The sequence below is a fragment of the Streptomyces sp. JNUCC 63 genome, assembly GCF_054366325.1.
Genome location: NZ_CM135963.1, coordinates 8,625,146 through 8,643,236 on the forward strand (window position 1 = coordinate 8,625,146; position 18,091 = coordinate 8,643,236).

General features: G+C 71.3%; 21 protein-coding genes and 2 pseudogenes. 11 read left to right on the forward strand and 12 right to left on the reverse strand.

All coding sequences use genetic code 11. The features are described from left to right. Positions 1 to 55: 55 nt before the first annotated feature. From ACX25U_RS40405 to tnpA, 7 genes are all read right to left on the reverse strand, one after another. Positions 56 to 658 carry a hypothetical protein gene (locus ACX25U_RS40405; RefSeq protein WP_454387530.1) on the reverse strand — a complete coding sequence of 201 codons (603 nt, stop codon included), beginning with the start codon at positions 656 to 658 and terminating at the stop codon, positions 56 to 58. Continuing rightward, on the reverse strand, positions 655 to 2,001 hold the full coding sequence (locus ACX25U_RS40410) for a DUF58 domain-containing protein (RefSeq protein ID WP_454387531.1): 1,347 nt from the start codon (positions 1,999 to 2,001) through the stop codon (positions 655 to 657). The genes ACX25U_RS40405 and ACX25U_RS40410 overlap by 4 nt, the downstream gene beginning before the upstream one ends. Next, positions 1,998 to 3,005 (reverse strand): AAA family ATPase, encoded by a 1,008-nt coding sequence (locus ACX25U_RS40415; protein WP_454387533.1) that lies wholly within the window; start codon positions 3,003 to 3,005, stop codon positions 1,998 to 2,000. The genes ACX25U_RS40410 and ACX25U_RS40415 overlap by 4 nt, the downstream gene beginning before the upstream one ends. 63 nt (positions 3,006 to 3,068) lie before the next feature. Further along, positions 3,069 to 3,605, reverse strand: a complete 537-nt coding sequence (locus ACX25U_RS40420; RefSeq protein WP_454387535.1) for a hypothetical protein — start codon at positions 3,603 to 3,605, stop codon at positions 3,069 to 3,071. Beyond that, positions 3,602 to 4,579: a DUF4129 domain-containing protein gene (locus ACX25U_RS40425; protein WP_454387536.1), complete on the reverse strand. Its 978-nt coding sequence runs from the start codon at positions 4,577 to 4,579 to the stop codon at positions 3,602 to 3,604. The genes ACX25U_RS40420 and ACX25U_RS40425 overlap by 4 nt, the downstream gene beginning before the upstream one ends. A gap of 53 nt (positions 4,580 to 4,632) precedes the next feature. After that, positions 4,633 to 4,800 carry a hypothetical protein gene (locus ACX25U_RS40430; RefSeq protein ID WP_454387538.1) on the reverse strand — a complete coding sequence of 56 codons (168 nt, stop codon included), beginning with the start codon at positions 4,798 to 4,800 and terminating at the stop codon, positions 4,633 to 4,635. Positions 4,801 to 4,884: 84 nt separating this feature from the next. After that, a complete protein-coding gene (tnpA, locus tag ACX25U_RS40435; protein WP_454387540.1) occupies positions 4,885 to 5,313 on the reverse strand; it encodes an IS200/IS605 family transposase in 429 nt (142 codons plus the stop codon). Between the two features lie 29 nt (positions 5,314 to 5,342). Here tnpA and ACX25U_RS40440 point away from each other — a divergent pair, with 29 nt between their 5' ends. After that, the gene (locus ACX25U_RS40440; protein ID WP_454394726.1) at positions 5,343 to 6,512 is read left to right on the forward strand and encodes an RNA-guided endonuclease InsQ/TnpB family protein; all 1,170 of its coding nucleotides are present in this window, start codon (positions 5,343 to 5,345) and stop codon (positions 6,510 to 6,512) included. A gap of 220 nt (positions 6,513 to 6,732) precedes the next feature. Here ACX25U_RS40440 and ACX25U_RS40445 read toward each other — a convergent pair whose 3' ends face one another. Together ACX25U_RS40445 and ACX25U_RS40450 are read right to left on the reverse strand one after the other, a co-directional pair. Then, a complete protein-coding gene (locus ACX25U_RS40445) occupies positions 6,733 to 7,671 on the reverse strand; it encodes a sigma-70 family RNA polymerase sigma factor (protein WP_454387542.1) in 939 nt (312 codons plus the stop codon). A 10-nt stretch (positions 7,672 to 7,681) separates the two neighbouring features. Beyond that, a complete protein-coding gene (locus tag ACX25U_RS40450; protein WP_454387544.1) occupies positions 7,682 to 8,872 on the reverse strand; it encodes an NAD(P)/FAD-dependent oxidoreductase in 1,191 nt (396 codons plus the stop codon). A 516-nt stretch (positions 8,873 to 9,388) separates the two neighbouring features. Here ACX25U_RS40450 and ACX25U_RS40455 point away from each other — a divergent pair. The 3 genes and pseudogenes from ACX25U_RS40455 to ACX25U_RS40465 form a co-directional block, all read left to right on the forward strand. Beyond that, positions 9,389 to 9,622, forward strand: a pseudogene (locus tag ACX25U_RS40455) (IS630 family transposase); the annotation flags it as partial. A 256-nt stretch (positions 9,623 to 9,878) separates the two neighbouring features. Continuing rightward, positions 9,879 to 10,280: a hypothetical protein gene (locus ACX25U_RS40460; protein WP_454387546.1), complete on the forward strand. Its 402-nt coding sequence runs from the start codon at positions 9,879 to 9,881 to the stop codon at positions 10,278 to 10,280. Between the two features lie 164 nt (positions 10,281 to 10,444). Continuing rightward, on the forward strand, positions 10,445 to 10,678 hold the full coding sequence (locus tag ACX25U_RS40465; protein ID WP_454394863.1) for an ATP-dependent DNA ligase: 234 nt from the start codon (positions 10,445 to 10,447) through the stop codon (positions 10,676 to 10,678). A 78-nt stretch (positions 10,679 to 10,756) separates the two neighbouring features. Here the strand turns inward: ACX25U_RS40465 and ACX25U_RS40470 are convergent. Beyond that, positions 10,757 to 11,059, reverse strand: a pseudogene (locus tag ACX25U_RS40470) (SDR family oxidoreductase); the annotation flags it as partial. 222 nt (positions 11,060 to 11,281) lie between these two features. On the opposite strand from ACX25U_RS40470, the gene ACX25U_RS40475 reads away from it, so the two are divergent. Genes ACX25U_RS40475 through ACX25U_RS40490 form a run of 4 tightly spaced genes read left to right on the forward strand, consistent with a single transcriptional unit; the run spans position 11,282 to position 13,601 of the window. Further along, positions 11,282 to 11,893, forward strand: coding sequence for a molybdopterin-dependent oxidoreductase (locus ACX25U_RS40475; protein WP_454387548.1), 612 nt, complete (start codon positions 11,282 to 11,284; stop codon positions 11,891 to 11,893). 22 nt (positions 11,894 to 11,915) lie between these two features. After that, positions 11,916 to 12,623: an FAD-binding oxidoreductase gene (locus tag ACX25U_RS40480; protein WP_454387550.1), complete on the forward strand. Its 708-nt coding sequence runs from the start codon at positions 11,916 to 11,918 to the stop codon at positions 12,621 to 12,623. A 10-nt stretch (positions 12,624 to 12,633) separates the two neighbouring features. Continuing rightward, positions 12,634 to 12,924, forward strand: coding sequence for a DUF6510 family protein (locus ACX25U_RS40485; RefSeq protein WP_081235550.1), 291 nt, complete (start codon positions 12,634 to 12,636; stop codon positions 12,922 to 12,924). Beyond that, positions 12,921 to 13,601: an RraA family protein gene (locus ACX25U_RS40490; RefSeq protein ID WP_454387552.1), complete on the forward strand. Its 681-nt coding sequence runs from the start codon at positions 12,921 to 12,923 to the stop codon at positions 13,599 to 13,601. The genes ACX25U_RS40485 and ACX25U_RS40490 overlap by 4 nt, the downstream gene beginning before the upstream one ends. 202 nt (positions 13,602 to 13,803) lie before the next feature. Here ACX25U_RS40490 and ACX25U_RS40495 read toward each other — a convergent pair whose 3' ends face one another. After that, entirely contained in the window at positions 13,804 to 14,721 is a 918-nt protein-coding gene (locus ACX25U_RS40495; protein WP_454387554.1) for an NADP-dependent oxidoreductase, read from the reverse strand. Between the two features lie 38 nt (positions 14,722 to 14,759). Continuing rightward, the gene (locus ACX25U_RS40500; protein WP_454387556.1) at positions 14,760 to 15,035 is read right to left on the reverse strand and encodes a hypothetical protein; all 276 of its coding nucleotides are present in this window, start codon (positions 15,033 to 15,035) and stop codon (positions 14,760 to 14,762) included. Positions 15,036 to 15,491: 456 nt separating this feature from the next. Between ACX25U_RS40500 and ACX25U_RS40505 the strand changes: the two genes are divergently transcribed. The 3 genes from ACX25U_RS40505 (at position 15,492) to ACX25U_RS40515 (ending at position 17,971) form a co-directional block, all read left to right on the forward strand. Continuing rightward, positions 15,492 to 15,815, forward strand: a complete 324-nt coding sequence (locus ACX25U_RS40505) for a hypothetical protein (protein WP_454387558.1) — start codon at positions 15,492 to 15,494, stop codon at positions 15,813 to 15,815. A 243-nt stretch (positions 15,816 to 16,058) separates the two neighbouring features. Beyond that, a complete protein-coding gene (locus ACX25U_RS40510; RefSeq protein WP_454387560.1) occupies positions 16,059 to 16,769 on the forward strand; it encodes an IS3 family transposase in 711 nt (236 codons plus the stop codon). A gap of 107 nt (positions 16,770 to 16,876) precedes the next feature. Beyond that, positions 16,877 to 17,971: an IS110 family RNA-guided transposase gene (locus ACX25U_RS40515; protein ID WP_454386658.1), complete on the forward strand. Its 1,095-nt coding sequence runs from the start codon at positions 16,877 to 16,879 to the stop codon at positions 17,969 to 17,971. Positions 17,972 to 18,091 lie beyond the last annotated feature (120 nt).

The window sequence follows — 18,091 nt, forward strand, 5'->3', positions numbered from 1 at the left end:
GCATCGCTGAACCGCTCCAGGTCGGTCCGGTGCCGCAGTCGGTCCGGTGCGGCGGTCAGCCGGGCGGGCGGCGACGGGTGCGCAGCGCCAGTACCAGGCAAACCGCGGTCGCGGCGATGGCGAGTGCGACGGGCAGCCGTGCCCATGAGGTGCCCGCGACCGGCGCCTGGGCGGCAAGCAGGACCACCGCGGTCGCGGCGGCGGCCGCCAGTGCGGGTGTCGCCTGCGGCTGGCCGGGCGGGGCGGTGACACCGGCTGTCCACGCGTCGGTGACGAGCAGGTAGGCGAGCAGCAGTGCGGCGATGCAGACGACCAGCCAGAGTGCGGGGCCGGTGGCCGCCGCGACCGTGATCGCCGCGGCCGGCAGCACGGTCGTCCTGCGGCGGGCCGCGACGGTCCGCCAGCGCATGGAGGTCAGGACGGGGCGCGCGTCGACCATCGGAGCGGCCCACCACGCGGCCGCCGCCGCCCCGAGCACCAGCACCCTGACCGGCAGCGGTGCGTGCAGGGCGGCCGGCGGGTCGCAGGCGGCGACGGCGAGGGCCGTTCCGAGCAGTCGATCGGTGATGCGGGAGGTGAGACGTGCGATGAGCCGAGCGGCTCGGCTGCCGGCGGAGCGCGGGCCTGGCCGGGCGATGCGGGCGGGGGCGGTGGTCATCGGGTCCCCCCGTGGATGCGGGTGCGCAGCAGCGGCGCAAGGGCGAGGTCGAGGGTCTCGCCGGGCCGGTGGGCGACGACCGCGATGCCGCGTTCCACGAGGGCGAAGCGCATGGCGTCGCGGTCGGCCCGCCACAGCCGCAGCGCGAGTTCGCCCTCGGTGTCGCCGGGTTCCACGACCGGGTCGCCGGTGGGGATCTCGACCACGACCATCGGGTTGGCCCGTTTGCGCACCTGGTGCAGGACGTCGAAAATCCGCTGGTCAGTCAGCGGCGTGACGACGTACACCAGCGCTCCTTCGGGCAATGCGGGAGGTGGGAGCAGGCTGAGGCCCGCCGTGCGGTACGCGCGGTCCTTGCGGACCTCCAGCACACTCTCGACGATGCGGTAGAAGTACCCCTGGCCGCTGCCCGGTTGCAGCCAGCGGGTTGCGCCACCGACCGACACGACGCCGACCCGGTCGTGGGTGCGCAGGTAGGCGCGGACCAGCCCGGCAGCAGTCCGGAAGGTCTCGTCGAGCGAGGACGCGCCGGTGACCGGGTCGACCACGTCGGTAAGCACGTCCAGCAGCACCACGGTGTCGGCGGTGCGCTCCGCGGCGAACTGGTGGACCTGCAGGGTGCCGCGGCGGGTGGTGGCCGGCCAGTGGATCCGGCGCTGCCGTTCGCCGCGCACATACGGGTGCACGCCGGTGACCTCGACGCCCTCGCCGCGCTGCACGGCGGTGTGCTCGCCGAGCCGTTGCGGCAGCCGGACCGGGATGGGCGTGAGGCCGGCGTGTTCGGGCACCGGGAAGACGGCGATCTCTCCGAGTTCGGCCCGCACGGTGCGCCGGGCCAGCCCGCCGCGGTCGTAGACGTCGACGTCGACCGTGCCGAGCGTCCAGCGGCCCCAGCGCTGCGCGGTCAGGACGAGATCGACGCGGTGCGGGCCGACCGCGAGGTGGTCGAGCTGGACCCCGTGACCGAGGGTGACACCGGGGTCCAGGCGGCCGGTCTCACCGTCGTAGGCCACCGCGATCCGCACCGTCACCTGCTCGCCCTCAAAGCACCGCCGCGGCTCCACCTCGGCCTCGGCCGTCACCGCGTCCGGGCGCGGCCCGCTCGGCAGAGCGAGGGCGAGCAGCACCAGGGGCGCGGTGGCGAAAGCAAGCACCCAGGGGCGCCCGGTGACCAGCGCGGCGGCCAGCGCGACAACAGCCAACGTACCCAGCCGCAGTGCGCGTTCACCGGTGCGCCAGCCGGGCGGGGGCGGCGGCGGGGGTTCGGCGGTCACGTCCTGGCGGCCGTCCAGGGCCCGTTGGGCGGCGGCGGCCGCTCTGCGGGCCGGCACTGGCTCCGTCATGACACGATCGGAGTGCGCGGCAGGGTCTGCGGGGCGGGCACGGACTGCATGATCTCGCGGATCACGTCGTCGCCGTCGATCTGCCGGACCCACAGCTCCGGCTTGAGGGTGACGCGGTGCGCGAGGGCCGGCACCGCCACGGACTTGACGTCCTCCGGGGTCACGTAGTCCCGCAGGTCCAGGACGGCACGGGCACGGGCGAGCTGCACCAGGGCCAGGCCGCCGCGCGGAGAGGCACCGACCTGGATGTGCGGGTGGGCCCGGGTGGCGCCGACCAACGCGACGACGTAATCCAGCAGGTCGTCGTCCACCTCGACGCGTTCGACGGCGGCCCGCATGGCCAGCACCTCGCCCGGCCCGCTGAGCGTGCGCAGCACAGCCTCGGGCGCCGCCCGATCGACACGCGCGCGCAGCATGCCGGTCTCCTGGGACGCCGTCAGATAGCCCATCCGCACCCGCAGCAGGAACCGGTCGAGCTGGGCCTCGGGCAGGGTGTACGTGCCCTCATATTCGATGGGGTTGGCGGTGGCGACGACCACGAACGGCTCCGGCAGCGGCCGGGTGCTTCCGTCGATGGACACCTGGGACTCGGCCATCGCCTCCAGCAGCGCGGCCTGGGTCTTGGGCGGGGTGCGGTTGATCTCGTCGGCGAGCAGCAGGTGGGTGAAGACCGGTCCGGGCCGGAAGACCATGTCGGCGGTCCGCTGGTCGTAGAACGGAGCGCCGGTGACGTCGGAGGGCAGCAGGTCGGGGGTGAACTGGATGCGGCAAAAGTCCAGGCCGAGGGTGGTGGCGAAGGAGCGGGCCAGCAGCGTCTTCCCGAGTCCCGGCAGGTCCTCGATGAGGACGTGGCCGCCGGCGAGGATGCCGAGCATCACCAGCGCCAGCGGTTCCGCCTTGCCGACCACGGCCGTGCGGATCTCGTCGAGCACGGCCGCGGCCCGTTCGCCCGCCTGCCGAGGGGTCAGGATGTCTTGGTCCGGGGTGGGCTGCGGGCTGGTCACGATCGGATCCTCACGGGGCGGGGTCGGGTGTGCGGGCTGCGGGGTCGGCCGCAGCACCACCGGTCACAGGGCTTCCAGGCGGTCGAGCAGGGAGCGCAGGACGGGCTCGGGGAGAGTGGGCTGCGGAGCGGTCGCCTCGGGATCGATCCACGGCCACAGCTCAGCGCCGACCAGCGCCCGGGCCCGCTGCGGGTTCCGGTACATCGCCACGCCGTGCCGTTCGGCCAGCCGTGCGGCGAACAGCCGCTGCAACTGCGGCCGCATGACGGTGCGCAGGTGCACTTCGCTGTCGTCCGCGAGAGTGTTGGCCACGATGCGCTGCCACCCACCAAGCGCCGGGGCCCGCCTGCCCAGCAGACGCACCGGCTTGCGGTGTCCGCTGTCCTGGGCGGCACCGCCCGCGACATAGCGCCCCAGGGCCAGCGCAACAGCGGTGATGAGGGCGAGACCGGTGGCGGCCGCGGCGGCACCGTCGGCCAGGACGAGTAGCACTTCGGCCGCGACGGCGACGGTGCCCAGTACGGCCAGCGAGTGCCGTACCGAACCGGGCGCCTGCAGCACGGAGTTGACGAAGGTCCGGGTCCGTGTGAGCGCCTTCACGTGGCATCGCCCACGGCTTCGGGCCCACGCGCCCGCGCGCGCAGGCCGTGAGCTATCTCGGCGAGCGCGGCCGCGGCCCGGTCGCGGTGGCCGCCGTCCATCGGGTGCGTGGAGTAACGGGCCTCGCGGAACAGGGCGGTGAGCTCGGCGGCGGCCGCCCTCGCGGGCAGGCCGCCGGCGACGGCCCGCTCCAGCAGGTCCTGCGGGCTGTCCGAGGCGCGCCGGGCCACACCGGAGTCGGCGAGCGACTCCTCCATGGCGACATAACAGGCGATGACGGCTGCGCGGGTGTCGGTTCCGTCCAGCAGGGCGCGGCGCCCGGAGTCCACGGCCTGGGCCAGGCGTTCCTGCTCGTCGTCGAGCGTCGCGTACGTCGCCGGAGCCTCGGGCGCCGGCGGCCGGGTCAGATACCGCCACAGGTGCAGCCCGGCGAGCACGACGGCCACGGCGAGCAGGGCGACGCCGAGACCGAGCAGGATGCGCGTCAGCCCGAAGTGCATGCTGTGGTCACTGTGCTCGGCATGCTGTGTGGGTGGCGGGGTGCGCACCGGGTCCTGCCGCGCGGGGGGAGACCGGAAGGGCCCGTGGCCGTCCCCGTGGCTGCTGCCGGACGAACCGAACTGGTGCAGGACCAGGATGAGCAGCGGGAGGACCAGCGGTGCGGCCAGTAGGACGCGGCTTACGCTGTCCACCAACCGCTGTTCCACCGGGTTGAGTTCCTTGCCGACGCCGACCTGCTCCAGGTACTTCTCGCGCAGTGCGATGCCGCCGAGGAGTGACAGCAGGGCGAGGCCGACCACGAGGACAGGGTTGCCGCTGAGCGGCCCGCGGCCCTTGGCGAACAGGCCCGTGCTGGGGTGCAGAAGCAGTGCTCCCAGGGCGGCTCCGCCCACGACCAGTACCGTCAACGCGGCCTGTGCGGCGCCGATCGTGCCGTGCCGCCGTCGCCCGCCGGCCGTACGCTCCCGCCCCACCGCCGCACCCCCTCCCTTGCGACCGGCAGCTTTGCACACCGGTCGCCGGCGTGTCAGCAGGGGTTCACCGGTGGGGCGGACTGGGGCGGGGCATCCAGCGCCCGGCGCACCGTCCGCCCCGTCACGTTGTGCGTGCGCTGCAGCCCGCGCTGCGCCACCCCGGCGTCGTGATCCCTACGGATCGCGGCGTACAGATCGACCTTCGCCTGCGAGTCACCCATCAGGCCCTGGCAGCAGAAGTACACCTCAGGGCGGCGCGGAGCGCCGCCGCATCGCTTCGGAATGCTCCCACGACGGGGCGGGGTTCAGTCCGGGCGCTTCTGGTTCTCGATGTACTCCTTGACCACGGCCAGTGGTGCCCCACCGCAGGAGCCGGCGAAGTAGGAAGGTGACCAGAAGTGCTCGCCCCACAGGTACGTGCGGAGGTGGTCGGGGAATTCCTGGCGCAGGCGGCGGGCGGAGACACCTTTGAGGCTGCCGACGAGCCGGGAGAGGGCAACGGACGGCGGGTAGTGCACGAGCAGGTGGACGTGGTCGGTTTCGCCGTTGAACTCCCGCAGTTCCGCGCCGAAGTCCTCGCAGACCTTCCGCATGACCTCTTCACACCTGGTGAGGATGACGTCGGTGAAGACGCCGCGCCGGTACTTCGGGGTGAAGACCAAGTGCGCGTGCAGGGTGTGAACAACGCTTCTCCCCCTGCGCACGTCGGGGTTTGGGTCCCATCGTGGTGACATAGATCAATGATATGGTCGTGTGTGTGAAGATGATCGTGCAGGTCAAACTCACCCCGGAGGCCGTGCAGGCTCCGGCGGTTGAACGGACCCTGCACGCGGCGAACGAGGCCGCGAACTGGGTCTCGTCCGTGTCGTTCGGCCGCTTCGGACTCAAGGGCTCCGTTCGGGAGCTGCGCAAGCTGTGCTACGCCGGGCTGAAGGCCCGTGGATTCGGCGCGCAGGCCGCGCAGCACATCATCAAACGGGTCGCCGACTCATATACCGCGCTGCGAGCGGGCATCAAGGCCGGGAACCTCGGACCCGAGGGATCCAAGCGCCGCCGCAAGGCCGAGTCCAAGCCGGTCACCTTCCGCCCGGACGCGGCCCACACCTACGACGACCGCTGCCTGTCGTGGAACTACGACGCGCAGACCGTGAGCATCTGGGCCCTGGACGGCCGGATCAAGAACGTCCGCTTCGCCTGCTCTCCCGCCGTGCTCAAGCAGCTCACCGAGCACCGTAAGGGTGAGTCCGACCTGATGGCGCGGGACGGCAAGCTGTTCCTGGTCGCCACCCTCGACATTCCCGAACCCGAGGTGTTCGAGCCGAAGGGCTTCCTCGGGGTGGACCGGGGCATCACCAACCTCGCCACCACTTCCGACGGGGACAACCACACCGGCCGCCGCCTGAACCGCTACCGGCGCTGGCAGGCCCGCAAGAAGGCCGAACTCCAGGCCAGGCAGACCCACAGCGCCAAGCAGCTCCTGAAGAAGCGTGCCCGCCGTGAATCCCGGCACGCCACCCACATCAACCACAAGATCTCCAAGACTGTCGTTGCTGTCGCCCAACGCACCGAGCGCGGCATCGCCCTCGAAGAACTGAGGGGCATCCGCGAGCGGGTCACGGTTCCCCGCGACCAGCGAGCACGCCAGTCCTCCTGGCCGTTCCACCAGCTCGGCGCCTTCATCGCCTACAAGGCCAAACGCGCCGGAGTGCCGTTCGTCGAGGTGGACCCGGCCTACACCTCGCAGCGCTGCCCGCGCTGCGGCCACACCGAGCGAGCCAACCGGCCCGCCCGGGACCGCTTCTCCTGTCGTCGGTGCGGCCTCGCTGGGCCGGCCGACCACGTCGCCGGGGCCAACATCGCCAAGCGCGGGGCCACGGCGTGGGTATTCGTCAACATGCCCGATCCGGTCCCCGCACAACGCGGGGACCGGTAGATGTGACCCGTGACCGTCCTGTCGTAGGGGACAGTCGGGAGCATAAGCAAAGCCGCATCGAACCGAGCCAACAAGCTCGGTCGTTTACGGCCGAGTAGTTGACTGGTGCCGCCCTTCTGGATCTGTGCAGACGTGCTTCGGCCCCCGTGCTGTGCAGCGAGGGGGCCGAAGGGGTGCCGTCCTCGCTCCGACTCAGGTCACTGGATTCCGGTGGCTTTGGTCACCATGCGGTGATGACCGGCGCGTCGGGTTCGTGCTGCCGCCAGGCCTCGTTGAGGCGCGCGAGCCGGTCCGCGGCGGCGATGCCGCGCAGGGACGCGACCTTGCCGTCGCTGACTTCGAACGCCACGGCGCCCACGACCCGGTCGTCGACCACGGCGAGGACGGCCGGGGAGCCGTTGACCAGCGCGATATGCATCGCGGGCGAGCCGCCGGCCAGTCGCCGCTTCGCCGGCGTGGGCTTGAAGCCGGCCCGCACGTAGGAGGCGACCCGCTCGCGCGTCTTGTACCGCAGCAGCCGCTTGCCCAGTCCGGCGCCGTCCGAGACCGCCGTCACGTCGTCGGTGAGCAGCGCCACCAGCCGTTCGGTGCGCCCTGACGTGGCGGCGGCGAGGAACTCCTCGACGACCCGGCGCGCGGACACGGGGTCGCCCTCGCCGCCGCGGCGGCGCTCGGCGGCGACCCGGATCCGGGCCCGGTGGACATGCTGCTGGCTCGCGGACTCGGTGATGTCGAGGATCCCGGCGATCTCGGCGTGGCTGTACGAGAAGGCCTCACGCAGGACGTAGACGGCCCGCTCGACCGGCGAGAGGCGCTCCATGAGGGTCAGTACGGCCAAGGACACCGATTCGCGCTGCTCGAACGTGTCGGCCGGGCCGAGCATCGGGTCGCCCTCGAGGAGCGGCTCGGGCAGCCAGGCACCGGCCGCTCGCTCGTGGCGCGCCTGCGCCGAGCGCAGCCGGTCGAGGCAGAGATTCGTGACGACCTTGGTCAGCCACGCTTCCGGCACCTCGACCCGTTCGCGGTCTGCGGCCTGCCAGCGCAGGAACGTGTCCTGCACCGCGTCCTCGGCGTCGGCGGCCGAGCCGAGCAGCCGGTAGGCGAGCGAGGCCAGCCGGCCACGGCTGGCCTCGAACCGGTCGACGGCTGCGCTGTCCATGCGGAACACCCTATGCGGCCACCCTCACACCGGCCCGGTCGGGCGCGGTGGCCAGGCGGCGCCTGCGCTTCGGCATGCCGAAGGTCGGGTGGGCGATGCCCCACCCGGCCCCCTTGAGCACGCCCGACTTGAGCCGCGCGGCGGTCCGGCCGCCCAGGTACCAGGACTTCGACCGGGCGTCCCCGTCCACCATCTGGAAGATCGCGTCCCGCCGACCGAGGCTGATGTGGTTGCCGTGGTACTTCAGCCCGGTGGTTGGGACCTTGCTGCCCGTCAGGCGCGCGATGATCGCGGCCGTCGCCTGCATGTTGGTGAAGCCGGCCGAGGCGCAGGACATCGGCAGCGGCCGGCCGTTCTCGCCGATCGCATAGGCGCAGTCACCGGCGGCGTAGACGTCCGGGTGCGAGACCGAGCGCATGGTGCGGTCGACGACGATCTGGCCGGTCTCGGCGACCTCCAGGCCGCTGGCGGCCGCGATGGGGTGCACGGCGAACCCGGCCGACCACACGGTCACGTCGGCCGGGATGGACCTACCGTCGGCGGCGATCGCCCGTGCCGGCTCGACTGCTTCGACGGCGGTGTGCCCGTGGACGGTGATGCCGAGCCGGGCGAAGGCCTGGCCCAGGTGACGGCGGGCCTTCGGGGAGAGCCAGGCGCCCAGCTCGCCGCGGGCGGCGAGCGCGACCGAGAGGTCGGGCCGGGACTCGGCGAACTCAGTGGCGGTCTCGATGCCGGTCAGCCCCTCACCGACGACCAGCACGGTGCCGCCCTCGCCCAGGCCGGCCAGGCGCTCGCGCAGACGCAGCGCCGAGGACCGGCCGGTCACATCGAAGGCGTACTCGGCCACGCCCGGGACGCCATGGTGGGCTACGGAACTGCCGAGCGCGTAGAGAAGCGTGTCGTACGCGAGCTCGCCGTCGCCGTCCTCGCCGGTCACGGCGACAGCCCTGCGCTCGGGGTCGACGCCGGTGACGCGCGCCAGGCGCAGCCGCACCCCGGTGCCCGCGAATACGTCGGCGAGCTTGCGGAACGCGAGGTCCTGGCCGATCGCGAGCTGGTGGAGCCGCATCCGCTCAACGAAGTCGGGCACGGCGTTGACGACGGTGATCTCGGTGTCGGCGGGGGAGAGCCGGCGGGCCAGGTTTCCGGCGGCGAAGGCCCCGGCGTATCCGGCGCCGAGTACGACGATGCGGTGCTTCATGGCGTTGCTCCTGTCTCGTTCGCGTGCCCCTTGAACGAGACGGTGCCCCGATTGCTGACAGGAGCCGGATGTGACGCGGGTCACCGAACCAAGACGAGCAGCTGAGCCTCCGACAGGCGCCTGGGCCTGTCCTGGGCAGTCGAAACGGGGCGATGGCCAACTACCGGTCGGCGTCACATCCGAACCCATGTGGCGCCCTGTCCGGGACCCCGGCAGCACAGTCAGTTGGAGCCAGCCCCAAACCCTGTAGACACCCCGCGCAGCCACTGCGCACCACTGTGCAACGGCTGCGCACCACCCCGACCATGGCCCCAACCACAGGCCCGACCACACCACGCCAGCGCGTTGCGCAGCTGGTACGCACCGAGTGTGCAGCCACCGCCCCGTGCACGCTTGTTCAGTCCGCCATGATTGCGCAGCCGCGGCCACAGATGCGCAGTCAGTGGCTGTTGCGCAGCAGGACCAGCCTGCCTCTGCCGGGGCGTGCGCAACGGGACACGGGTACGAATGCGCGTCCAACTGCCCACCTATACGCCCGACATCAACCCGGTCGAGGGGGTCTGGTCGCTGCTCAAGCGGCACCTGGCCGACTTCGCCGCGGCCGACCTGGCCCACCTGACCCGCGTGATCAAGCGAAAGCTGAAGAAGATCCAGTACCGGCCCCACCTGATCGACGGCTGCCTCCCGCCGACTGGCCTGATCATGGACCACGACGCGACCAGACCATCGGACTCCACGAGTTCAACCTGAGTAACAGCGTTGTGGTTGCGACAGGCGAATCTCCTGTGGGCCGCCTGGCTTTCTCGTAAGGTGAGGCGGCAGTGCTGCTCGCTCTCGCAGTGAGCCTCCGCCAACTTGAAGACGCAGGTCAAAGGGCTGGTGTGACCCGCTCTTGGGTCGCTCACGCTGGTCGCGGACGGCAGTCCGCAGAGTAGATCGTCTGGCGGGGCGGTCGGTTCGCCAGTTCCTGCTCACTGCGGCCGGGCCGCCTTCTACGATCCGGTGCATGGATCCCGAGCTGCTGGAACGGATCACCGCGCGGCGCGCGGAACTGGACGAACTTGAGGAACAGCTGGCCAAGCAGCTGGCGGAAATACGGGCGGAGCTGGACGAACTCGCCGTCGCCGAACGTGTCCTTGAGCGGGTGAGCGAGCAGATCGCCGACGAGCGCGTCTCGGCCGCGCCGGCGCCCGGGCAGGTGGGTGGACGGGCTGTGATGCTGATCCCGCACCGCGCGCCGGACGTGGAGGAGACCATGCTTCCGCCGGACTACCAGCGCATCCTCGCCGTCGTGCGGCAGGCGGCCGGGCCGGTCATGGCCCGGCAGGTCGGCGAGAGGCTGGGGGGTGGACGTCAGCGTGCGGGCCAAGCTGGAGCCGTTGCGCGGGAAGCTGGTCAGGCTGGTTGACCGCGGCTGGCTGCGCAAACTGCCCGACGGGCGGTTCGCCACCCGCCTGTGAACTCGCGCCGTGCGGCAGCTCGGCTGTACCGCAGCAGCCATGCCGCCCGGGCCGCCTGCTGGCAGCGCGGGAGTACGCCAGCGGGCGGCCGGTGTGCCGAAGGCGCAGGCTGATGGGGTGGAGTGGCCCGCAGCTGCCGACAGGCCCGTCGTGGGCCTACGAAATCAAGGTCGACGGCTGGCGGGTACTTCTGTCGTGGGATGCTCACCGCCTGGTACTGCGCTCCCGCAAGGGCACCGATCTCGAACCCTTCTTCCCCGAGCTGCGCTCCGGCGCTGAGCAGCTCCCCGATGCGACGGCCCTGGACGGGGAGCTGGTCGTATGGGGACAGATAGATACGGCATAAACCCGCCACGGGATGATCTTGGGTTGTCGAACGCCTTGGCCCGTCACCCGTTCGGCTCAGTGTCGTTGCTCGATCCACCCCGACGATCGAGAGCAGCACGTGGTGACGGACTCCGGCCCGCTCCTCGGCGGCGAGCAGGTTCCGCGTGGTGGTGCCGAAGAACGCCACGGTCTCGTCCCGGTCGGCCGCCTCGTGGCTCGTGGCGTCGATGACGGCCTCCACACCGGTCAGGGCGGCGTCCAGGCCGTCGCCGGTACGCAGGTCCACGCCGAGCGAGCGGCTGATGCGCACGACGTCGTGTCCGGCCCGTTCCAGAGCGGCCACTGTGAGGGACCCGATGTTCCCGGTCGCGCCGGCAACGGCGATTCGCATTCTCCGCATGGCAGTCTCTGTTCGCAGACGATGGTGATGCCACTACTGACGAAGCGGTCCCATCCGCCGACGTATCCACCTTGCACGCGCGAAGAGCCTGCACGCATCCCGTCCCGCGCGGACCGGTCGCTGTCCCCCGGCTGCGGCTGCAGCGGGATGGCGGGGGAGGCATCTGGGCCACTCATCGCGGCGCAGGCGAGAGCGCTCACGGTTGGTTACACTGTCGATACGATGGGTGGTGAGCGACAGATGGTCACGCGCGGATTCACGGGACGTCCTCGACGCACGGAAGGCCCGGTCCCACCGGGGCAGTTCGTCACCAGTGACTTCCCGGTCCTCACGGCGGGCCCGACCCAGCACGTACCGGCCCGCGCGTGGGAGCTGGTGGTCACGGACGGGATCACGGAGAAGACCTACGCGTGGGCGTCGCTGCACGATCTGGGCGTGGTGGACCTGACGACCGACATTCACTGCGTCACGCACTGGTCCAAGCTGGGGACGACCTGGCAGGGCGTTCCGGTGTCGGCCGTGCTGGAGGACGCCGGGGTGGCCGACGAGCCCTACGCGCTGGTGTCCTCGTACGGCGGCTACACCACGAACGTCCCGGTGGAGGACCTGGTGGACCGCGACGCGATGGTCGCGGTGGGCTACGAGGGCGGTCCGATCCCCGCCGAACATGGCGGGCCGGTCCGGCTGCTGGTGCCGCACCTGTATCTGTGGAAGTCCGCCAAGTGGTTGCGCGGGATCCGGGTGATGCCCGAGGACGAGCTGGGGTTCTGGGAGAACGCCGGCTACCACCACCGCGGTGACCCGTTCCTCGAACAGCGCTACTACGGTGACTGACCGTTCAGCCATGCCACCGCACGTGCGACCCGTTCACGGCTGGCGAGCCGCCACCGTCGCCGGTACGGCGCGTGAGAGCGCCTCGGCGCGCACCATCCGGCTCGCCGTCGCCGGCTGGCCGGGGCATGTCGCCGGCCAGCACATCGACGTCCGGCTCACCGCCGAGGACGGGTACCAGGCCACCCGCAGCTTCTCGCTGTCCTCCGCGCCCGGGGAGGCCCCGCAGATCACCGTGGAACGCGTGGACGACGGCGAGGTGTCTCCGTACCTGGTCGACGTCGCCACCGACGGTGACGCCCTGGAGATCATGGGACCGGTGGGGGGCTACTTCGTATGGCGGCCCGGCGACGACGTACCGCTGCTCCTGGTCGCCGGCGGCTCCGGCATCGCGCCGATGCGCGCCATCTGGCGGGCCGCCCGCGCTCACGGCACACCGGTGCGACTGGTGTACTCCGCGCGCACCGCGGACCGGGTCATCTTCGCCGACGAGCTGCGCGGTCCCGACGGGCCGGAGAGCACCGTCCATCTGACCCGGGAACGGGCGGCGGGGTTCGAGCACGGCCGGCTGAGAGCCGAGCAGCTGAGCGCGCTGCTTCGTCCCGGTGGTGTTCGCGAACCGCGGCTGCGGGCTTACGTATGCGGCCCGACCGTCTTCGTCGAGGAAGCCGCCCGCGGACTGATCGGCGCCGGCTTGGACGCCGACTCGTTGAGGACCGAGAGGTTCGGATAGGAGGCCCGCAGTGAACGCAGAGGAAGACCTCCTCTCGGTGCCCCCGGAGGACGGCTATGTGGACGGCAACGCCGTCGCCGGGGCGATGTCACTGGCCCTGGGCCGGGACGCGACCACGATCGTCCTGCAGTGCGCCGAGTGCGGGGATCGGCACCGCGTCGCCGAGACCAGGGTCTATCTGCGCTGCCCCGGCATGGTGGTGCGCTGTCCGGCGTGCTCGGCGTGCGAGGTGCTACTCGTCGACCGGCCACGCCGGCTCCAGCTCACCCTGATGTCGATCCGGATGCTGGAGCTGCCGTGACCCCCGCCTCGCCGGGCGACGAGCGAGAGGCGGCGGCCAAGCGGCGCGCTCGGGCGGCCCGGTCGCTGGCGTGCGCGGACATCGTCGACGCCCTGGGACGAATCCATCGGCACCGCGCGCACATTCACGACCTCGTCACTCCGACACCGGGCCGGGTCCTGTTCGGCCCGGCGGTCACGATCTCCTTCTTCCCCTCCTGTTCGGTGATGATGGACCCCGAGACGCACACGTTCGGCGCTCTGCTCCGGCAGGCGGTGGGCGTCGAACCCGACAGTGGCCGGGGGAAGGTGCTGGTGCTGGCCAGCAACGGCCACCGCGACGTCTCCATCGGCGGCGGCACCAAGCTTTCCCTCCTGACGCGCTACGGCCTGGCCGGTGTGCTCACCGACGCACGGCTGCGTGACTTCGCCCAGCTGCAGTCCCACCCCTTCGCGGCCTACTGTTCCGCGGAGGCCGTGCGATGGGGCGGCGATGTGATCACGCCGTACCAGGCGAACGTGCCGGTCGTGGTCGCGGGGGTGGGCGTGCACCCGGGGCAGTACGTCTTCGCCGACGACTCCGGCGCGGTGGTGATCCCCGAACCCGACATCGACGCCGTACTCGACGGAGCCGCGGCGGTGGGCAAGGAGGAGGCCGCGTTCCGTGCCCAGGTCGAGCAGGAGCGCACGACCACGTAGCCGACACGGTCGGATCGCGCGGTTCCCAAGCCGACCACGACCGGCTGGGGGCCCGAGCGCATCGCACGTGCCTGGACCGAGCTGATGAAGCGCCTCGGATAGCGGCGGTTCGTCGCTCAGGGCGGCGACTGGGGCGCGCTGATCTCGGACCTCATGGGCGTACAAGCGCCTCCGGAGCTGCTCAGAGTGTGGCCATCACTCCCTACGGGCGTACACGAATGACTGTCTTCCCCTTGCGTCGCTCGGTTGAGTTGAGGGTTGCAACCGCGTTGTCGAGGGACGCGGTGGTTCCGATGTTCGTACGCAGCCGCCCGTCCCGGACTCGCTGCACGACCTCACCCAGCTGGGTGCGATCGGCCTCGACAACGAAATCGATCGCCAGGCCATCAGCGGGGCGGGCCTCGACCGGGCCCACGACCGACACCAGCGTCCCGCCGGTCTTGGTCAGAGCCGCAGAGCTCCTCTGGACGTCGCCGCCGATGACATCGAAGACCAGATGGACGCCCCCGACGTCTTTCAGCGCGTCGTTCTCGAGGTCGACGAACTCATGCGCGCCGAAGTCGAGCGCCTTCTCACGGTCGGCGGCGCGTCCAGTGCCGATGACGTAAGCGCCGGCCTCACGTGCGAGCTGGGTCACCATCGTCCCGACTGCTCCGGCTGCGCCATGGGCGAGGACGGTCTGGCCGGCCTGAAGGCGGCCGTGCTGGAACAGCCCCTGCCACGCGGTCAGACCCGAGATGGGCAGGGACGCACCTACCGTGAAGTCGACGTCGCCGGGCAGCGGTGCGAGGTTGCGTGCCTCAATCGCCACGTACTCCGCGAGGGTGCCGTCGCGGTGCCAGTCGGCGAGGCCGAACACCCGCTGCCCGACCGACAGCCCCGTCGTGCCGTAGCCGAGGGCGGTGACCACTCCGGCCAGCTCGTGGCCGGGGATCGACGGTGTCTTGTCACGGCCGGCGCGATCGGTCCAGGTCGATGGCCACTCCATCTCTGTCGGGACGAAGCCCGATGCATGAATCTGAACGATGACGTCGTTGATCGCTGTGGGCGGCTCAGGCCGCTCCGTCAGCGTCATCCCGGCCGTTCCCGCGGCCTGGTCGGTTACCACAATGGCTTTCATTGAAATCGTCCCCTTCCTCGTATGAGCTCGTAACACGATCACGAGCGGTGGTTGCCGTGGTGGGCCGCGACCTTCTCGATCTGCTCGTACTGCCCCTCAAACCCGCCGAAGTCGTCCACCGCCGCCGCGGGCACCCCCAGGGCGCCGGCCTGCACGCGCAGGGCCTTCGCCATCGTGTGCAGGGCGGGCGCGAGTCCGTCGCCGAGCCGGGCCGCGATGACGTCAGGGGCGGCGTCCCGGTCGAGTTCCCCGACCGCCGTCAGGATCTCGGTGTCAGCGCGGCGGGCGCCTGCTGGTGGTCGATTCGTGGTCATCGCGGTGGCTCCTTCGCTTCGGGCCGCCCTTCGGTGGGCGGTGATCGAGGGAGCAGCGTGCACGGGACCCCCTTGTCCGCGGTCTGACGGCCGCCGGTAGCGAGCGTGGTCTAGGAGAAACGCGGCGGTGGTCGGGGTGTGGCCGGCCTGGACAAGGGGTCATGGTCGGGCTCGTGGTAGGGCCGACCATGGTGGACAAGGGGGCCGGGTTTGGCCCTTGCAGCCCGATTCGTCACGTCCGGGCGGGGAGGGAGAGCTCTCCCGCCTCTATCCACAGGCCGGCGGGCGGACACTGCCGGGGACGTCGTCGTGATCGGCACGGCGACCGTACGTCAGGAGCTGCCCATGTCCCCTATCGTTCCCTCGCTGCCCCCGCATCTGGTCCAGCTGGGCTTCGACTACGTCCTGGCGGTGGAGACCTGAGACGATGCCCAGGCCGCGCGGCTCGCGCCCGAGGTGGAGCAGCTGCCGGGGCTGCTGCCGGGCATCGCGGAACTGGTCGTTTTCCCCGTGACCGCGTTGTCCGACGACACCGACCCTTGCGCCGACTCCTTCGTCCTGGACGAGGTCGGCGTCATCTACCTGATGGCGATCAGGGAGGGGGCCATGCACGCTCCCGCGGCTGCCGCGCCGGGGATCGCCCGCACCATCGCACACTTCGTCGGCCAGGTCCTCGCCGACGCGCCGACGGACGTCGTCCGGGCTCTGCAGGTGTTGCGCGATGAGCAGGTGGAGCGGGCCCGTGCGGTGGTGGGTTCCGTGGTGGCTCTGCACCGGTGACGCACCACCGGTGCGGTGGTGCGCACCGGATAGAGCCTCCGCCAACTTGAAGACACAGATCAAAGGGCTGGTGTGACCGGTTCTCGGGTCGCTCACGCTGGTCGCAGGCGGCAGTCTGAGCACTAGATCGTCCGTCAGGCCGCGTTGTATTGCTGGCGCCAACGGACCGGAGTGACAATCTCCGTGCTTACTGCGGCAGGTTGGCCTCGTCCGCCTTGCGGAAGATGTCTCCGCACGAGGGGATTGACACTGTCGCCGTCGACGTACTTCGCCCGCAAGAAGCGGCCGAAGTCGGCCCGCCGGCTCCGCGACGAGCAGCTCATGCCGCTGATCGAACGGGTCCACACCGAATCCGGCGGCACCTATGGCGCCCGCCGGATCACCCGCGCGCTGCGGCGCGAGGGCGTCGTCGTGGCCCGCTGCACCGTCGAGCGGCTGATGGCCGAGCTGGGCCTGGAGGGCGTCATCCGCGGGCAGCGGCGTCGGACCACCATCCCCGAACCGTCGGCGCCCCGCCCGCCGGACCTGGTCGACCGGGACTTCACCGCGTCCCGGCCCGACCAGCTCTGGGTGGCGGACATGACGTATGTCCGTACCTGGTCGGGCTGGGTGTATGTGGCGTTCGTCCTGGACGTGTTCTCCCGGACGATCGTCGGCTGGCAGGTCGCGCACCACATGCGCACCGAACTCCCGCTGGACGCCCTGGAGATGGCGCTGTGGAGACGGAGGATCAAGAAGGACTCCGGTCTCGTTCACCACAGCGACAGTGAGTATGTGGAGTGCTGGATGTCCCCGGGCTTCCTGGCCCGCACAGCGACGGACGCGCGAGGATACCGGTGCCGGGATGCCCCGCGGCCTCCTGACCCGCACTCCGACCGACCGCGCTGTCCTTCCTCGGATCTGTCGGTGGCCCGGGGCATCCCGGCGAGGCACCCGCCTCGCCGACGGCCGTGACCTGAGGAGAGCCTGGCCAGAGGCGTCCCATCACTGTCGTGTCCGCCGCCTTCGACGAGCCCGTGCCGACCCCGGAACCAGTCGGACACAACCGTTCGGAGGCCGACATGGCCAGCATCCCACTCACGTCCCCTCTCGTCATCGGGGGCGTCGACACCCACAAGGACCTGCACGTCGGCGCGGTCGTCGACACCGACGACCGCGTCCTGGGCACCGCCTCCTTCTCCACCACCCGGGCCGGCTACCGGGCCCTGCTCGCCTGGATGCGCACCTTCGGGGACGTGCGGCGCATCGGGGTGGAGGGCACCGGCTCCTACGGCGCCGGGCTCCTGCGCCACCTGGACCAGGCCGGCGTCCAGGTCCTCGAGGTCGACCGGCCCGACCGCTCGGACCGCCGTCGCCGGGGCAAGGACGACACCCTCGACGCGGAGAACGCCGCCCACGCGGCCCTGGCCGAACGGCGCACGGTCACTCCCAAGACCCGCACCGGCATGGTCGAGTCGCTGCGGGTGCTGCGGGTGGCCCGCAGCACGGCGGTCAAGTCCCGCCGCGTCGCCCTGCAGATGCTGCGCTGCCAGATCGTCTCCGCCCCCGAGGAACTGCGCGACCAGGTCCGCAACCTGACCCGGATGCAGCTGATCCGCACCTGCGCGGCCTGGCGGCCGGACGAGAGTGCCTTCCGCGATCCGGTCGCCGCCACCCGGATCGCGCTGAAATCCCTGGCCCGGCGCTACCTCGAACTCGACGACGAGGTCGCCGACCTGGACGAGATGGTCGCCCCGCTGGTCCGCGAGCTCGCTCCCGGCCTGCTGGCGGCGGTCGGGTTCGGCATCGAGAACACCGCCCAACTGCTGGTCACTGCGGGCGACAACCCCGACCGCTGCAGCAGCGAGGCCCGCTTCGCCAAGCTCTGCGGAGTGGCCCCGCTGCCGGCCTCCTCGGGCCTGCACCAGCGCCACCGGCTCAACCGCGGCGGTGACCGGCAGGCGAACTCCGCCCTGCACCTGGCCGTGGTCACCCGCATGCGCGTCGACGACCGGACGCGCAAGTACGTGGAGCGCCGGACGGCCGGGGGAAAGTCGAAGATGGAGATCATCCGCTGTCTCAAGCGGTACACCGCCCGCGAGGCGTACTACCTGATCAAACAGGACGCCAGTCGGCGGGCCACCACCGGACGCCGCACCTACCGGACCGCCCGATAGCCAGCCCCTCCCGGGCCGGAGGCCGGTGCTGTCCAGGGTGGGCGAAGCCCATCGCGCAGCGACGCCGCAGGCGCCCTTGACAGCCCAGCCCGGCCCGGCATCCTTCAGGCTCGGGCGCTC